This window comes from Streptomyces capoamus (assembly GCF_014654935.1).
GTDB classification, from domain to species: domain Bacteria; phylum Actinomycetota; class Actinomycetes; order Streptomycetales; family Streptomycetaceae; genus Streptomyces; species Streptomyces capoamus.
In genome coordinates, this window is record NZ_BNBF01000016.1 from 66,605 (window position 1) to 70,936 (window position 4,332).

Here is a 4,332-nt window from a genome sequence, read left to right on the forward strand (position 1 = left end):
CACGGCGGGCGCGGATGTGGTCGAGCATGTAGCCGTTCATCTCGCGCACGGTGGGGGCGATGGCCTCCAGCGCCCGTTCCAGATCGGCCATGTCGGGCGCCTCGCCGAGCTGGTCGCCGCCGAACAGGACGCTCGCCCATTCCTGGAAGAGCCGGTGCTCCTCGGCGGGGATGCCGAGCAGTTCGGCGATCACGATGATGGGCAGCGGGTAGGCCAGCGCGTCGACCAGGTCGAACCGGTCGCGGTCGGCGACCTCGTCCAGCAGCCGGGCGCACACGGCCTCGATCCGGGGCTCGAGCCCCTGGACGACCCGCGGGGTGAAGGCCTGGCTCACCAGTGTGCGGAGCTTGCGGTGCTCCGGCGGGTCCATGCCGACGAAGTTGCCCTGGGTGAAGGTCTCGAAGTCGGACTGGGTGGGGGCGAGGGCGGAGAGGTCGGAGGAGTAGGTCGCCGGATCGGCGAGCACCGTGGCGACGGTCTCGTGGTCCAGCACCTGCCAGACGCCCTGGGTCTCGTCGTACCGCACCGGCCCGGTCTCGCGTAAGTCCCGCCAGCGGTCGGGTAACTCCTCCAGGAGGAGCCGTTCGCCCGTCGGTTGACTGCTGATCACCTTGTCTCCTTGCTAGCGCGTGCGGGCAGGGCGGAATCACGTCCGGGGTCGATGCCGTGGACCGGCGCGGCGCGGGCCGCGGGCGGTTCGGACACAGGTGTGTCCCGCTGCCGGATGGTCGGAAGGAGGAGAGCGCGCATGAGCGGCTTCCTCGTGCGCGGCGGTCGGTCAGCCGCCGTCGGAGTGCTGCCGGGGTGGGCCTGAAGCCCTCAGCACATGCGGTGCGAGACCCGGCGGCCACGCGGCCGGCCCCGGCCCCGCGGCGAGTCCGGTCGTGCGACGCGCCAACCCGACATAACCCCATCCCCCTCGGCGACACCTCCCGCGCGGCGATCACGCGGGACCCTCCCGGCTCGTGCACGGACGGTGGGGCACTCGGCCCCGGCCGTCCGGAACGCGGTGTGAGAATACGCAGTCGTAGGGTGCGCTGCCCCACGATTGCCATGATGCGTGTTCCGTCACACCTTCGTTTCGATGGAACCCGGCCACAGTCTTCACGGCGAGTCACGCTCAAGCAACCCCCAGAAGTTGAACGGAGCGTACTGTGCCGGTGCTTTTGCGTCACTGTCCAGCCACTTGGCTCGGTCCCGTGCGCGCACGGGACCACGGCCGGATCGTCGCCCCCGCGTGTGCCCCGGCGACTCGTCCGCAAACCGCGCGGACGAAAAAAGACCCGCGACCGGGCCCGGCCGAATGCCGCCGTCCGCCGCTCGGCCGCCCGGTGCCGGCCCTCCGTACGCCCCTTCGGCCAGTTGGCCGGACTGCCCCTGATCTGGGCCGATGATTCGGACGACGGACGCCCCCGGGCGCCGCGGCGGCTGCGGCGGCGACACGCCCGGCGCACCGCCCCGGTCCACCGCCGATCCGCCCCGGCCGCCGGATGTCCCCGCGTCCGCCCGCCGCGGCACCGAGGCCGAGAACGTCGCGCGCAGCGTATGGATTCGGCCAACCAGGCGCGGCGGGGGCGCACGAGCCGGCCCCGTACACCACGCATGCCTCTCCCCCGCTCCCGGGCGCCGACCCGCGAAGACGCGGGTGCATGGAGTCGGCGCGGCGGGGTATACGAAGCCATCCGCAGGCGGAGTGCGGGGCTCCGCACCCCTGCTCGGCGTGCGCGGGGCGCCGCTGCGAGGGAGCCTTGTGCGCGGGATGCGCGGCCGTACGAGGAGGTGGTCGGCGTGTCCGACGGGCCGGGGACGACACGCGCGCCGGCCGGCCGGCCGGTGCTGTCGCTCGCGCTGGCCGCCCTGCTGGAGGACGTGCACGCCCACTCCGGCGCGGTGTATCTGCTCCGGCCCGGCGAGCCCGTCCTGGAGATGGCGGTGATGGCGGGGATGCCCCGTGCGTTCGCGGCGCCGTGGGAGCGGGTCGGGCTCAGCGCGCCGATCCCGGTGGCGGACGCGGCGCGCGAGAGACGGCTGGTCTGGGTGGGCGGCGAGGAGGAGATGGCCCGCCGCTACCCGCGGATCTCGGTGGTGCTGCCCTACCCCTTCGCACTGGCCGCGGCGCCCGTGGCGACGGACCGCGCGGTGTACGGCGCGCTGTTCCTGACCTGGCCGGGCGCGCATCCCCCGGAGCTGTCGGACCGGGAGCGCGAGCACCTGGTGGCGGCCTGCGAACGGCTGGCGCTGCGGCTAGAGCGGGCCGCGCGGGAGGACTGGCCGGTCGGCCACGAGCCGGACGTGCCGGCGGCGCCGGTGTCGGGCGTGGCGGGCACCCTGGGCTCGGTGGAGGCGGCGCGGATGGTGTCCCGGCTGCCGTACGGGCTGATGTCGCTGGATCTGCACGGCCGGATCGGATTCGCCAACGCGGCCGCCGCCGAGCTGCTCGGCCGGCCGGCCGGTGAGCTGCTGGGCACGCTGCCCTGGGTGTCGGTGCCCTGGCTGAACGACCCCGGGTACGAGGACCGTTACCGGGCCGCGCTGCTCAGCCAGGAGGTGACGTCGTTCGTGGCGCTGCGCCCGCCCGGCGAGTGGCTGTCGTTCCGTCTGTACCCCAGCACGACCGGTCTGAGCGTGCGCATCAGCCGGGCCCGGGCGGTGGCGGAGATGGCGCGCGGGGCGGCGCGGGCGGGCCCGGGGCCGTCCCGGCTGGTGACGATCTCCCAGGTCCTGAGCCTGGCGGGCGCGCTGACCGAGGCGGCCGGGGTGCGGGACGTGGTGCAGCTGGTGTGGGACGAGGTGGCGCCGGCCGTCGGCAGCCAGGCGCTGGTGCTGCTGCGGGCGCAGGGCGGACGGCTGCGCGTACTGGGGCACCGCGGCTGCCCGTCCGCGCGTGCCGTGGAAGACGTCGACGGTCTGTCCCTGTCCGGACGGACCCCGGCCACGCATGCCCTGAACAGCGGGGTGCCCGCGTTCTTCGACACGCGGGAGCGGCTGGAGCGGCTGTACCCGGACCGGGGGCCGACCCCGGACGGCTTCGCGGCCTGGGCGTACCTGCCGCTGGTGGCGTCCGGCCGGCCGGTGGGCCTGTGCGTGCTCGCCTACACCGAGCCGCACCCGTTCCCGGCCGACGAGCGCGCGGTGCTCACCTCGCTCGGCGGGCTGATCGCGCAGGCCCTGGAGCGCGCCGTGCTCTACGACGCGAAACACCGCCTGGCGCATGGTCTGCAACAGGCCCTGCTGCCCAACTCCCTGGCCCCGCCGCCCGGCATCGAGGCGGCGGCCCGCTACCTGCCGGCCACCCAGGGCATGGAGATCGGCGGCGACTTCTACGACCTGGTGCCGTCGCGTCCGCTGGCGGCGGCGGTGATCGGCGACGTCCAGGGGCACAACGTGACGGCGGCGGGCCTCATGGGCCAGATCCGGACGGGGGTGCGGGCCTACACCACGGTGGGGCAGGCGCCGCACGAGGTGATGCGCAGCACCAACCGGCTGCTGATCGATCTCGGTGCCGACCTGTTCGCGAGCTGTCTGTACCTGCGGCTGGACCCGGCGCGCGGGCGGGCCGTGATGGCCCGGGCGGGGCATCCGCCGCCGCTGCTGCGCCGGCCGGACGGGCGGGTACGGGTACTCGACCTCGCCGGCGGTCCGCTGCTGGGGATCGACGCCGCGGCCGTGTACCCGACGACCGAGGTGTCGCTGACCCCCGGTTCGGTGCTGCTCCTCTACACCGACGGGCTGGTGGAGTCCCCCGGCGTCGACATCGAGGACGCGCTGGTCGAACTCGGCGCGCTGCTCGCGGAGGTGGGCCACCAGCCGTTGGAGAGCCTGGCGGACGAGGTGGTCCGGCACGGCGCCGCGGGCCGGGAAAGGGTGGACGACGTGGCGGTGCTGCTGCTGCGGGCGCACGACGGCTGACGCATGCACGGCCGTGGTCCGGCCCTCCCGTGGGAGGACCGGACCACTGTCCGCCGGCCGGTACCGAGGGGGAGGCCGGCCGGGGAGCCTCGTGGACGCGCCGGTCCGCTAGCGGGTGCCGTGCACGGACGACGAGCCGTCGTGCGCCGCGCCGGAACCGGAGGCGTCGGCCGGTGCGGACGGGTCGGCGCTGCCACCGATCTGGTCACCGCCGGCGCCGGCCTGGTCACCGGCACCCTCGCCCGACTGGTCGCCCGCACCCGCGCCGGACTGGTCACCGGCGCCCGCACCGGACTGGTCGCCCGCGCCCGCGCCCGACTCGTCACCGGTACCCGCACCGGACTGGTCACCGGCACCGGCGCCCGACTCGTCACCGGCACCCGCGCCCGACTGGTCACCCGCACCGGACTGGTCACCGGCACC

The 4,332-nt window shown here is 75.0% G+C and carries 2 protein-coding genes and 1 pseudogene; 2 read left to right on the plus strand and 1 reads right to left on the minus strand.

All coding sequences use genetic code 11. From position 1 onward, the window contains the following. Window positions 1–610, minus strand: a 610-nt coding sequence (locus IE312_RS41620) for a cytochrome P450 family protein (RefSeq protein WP_502266988.1), incomplete at its 3' end; no start/stop codon positions are given. A 1,178-nt stretch (window positions 611–1,788) separates the two neighbouring features. Between IE312_RS41620 and IE312_RS23795 the strand changes: the two genes are divergently transcribed. Then, complete coding sequence (locus tag IE312_RS23795; protein ID WP_370467588.1) at window positions 1,789–3,909, plus strand: SpoIIE family protein phosphatase; 2,121 nt, start codon at window positions 1,789–1,791, stop codon at window positions 3,907–3,909. Between the two features lie 141 nt (window positions 3,910–4,050). Continuing rightward, a pseudogene (locus IE312_RS43825) lies at window positions 4,051–4,332 on the plus strand (hypothetical protein); the annotation flags it as partial.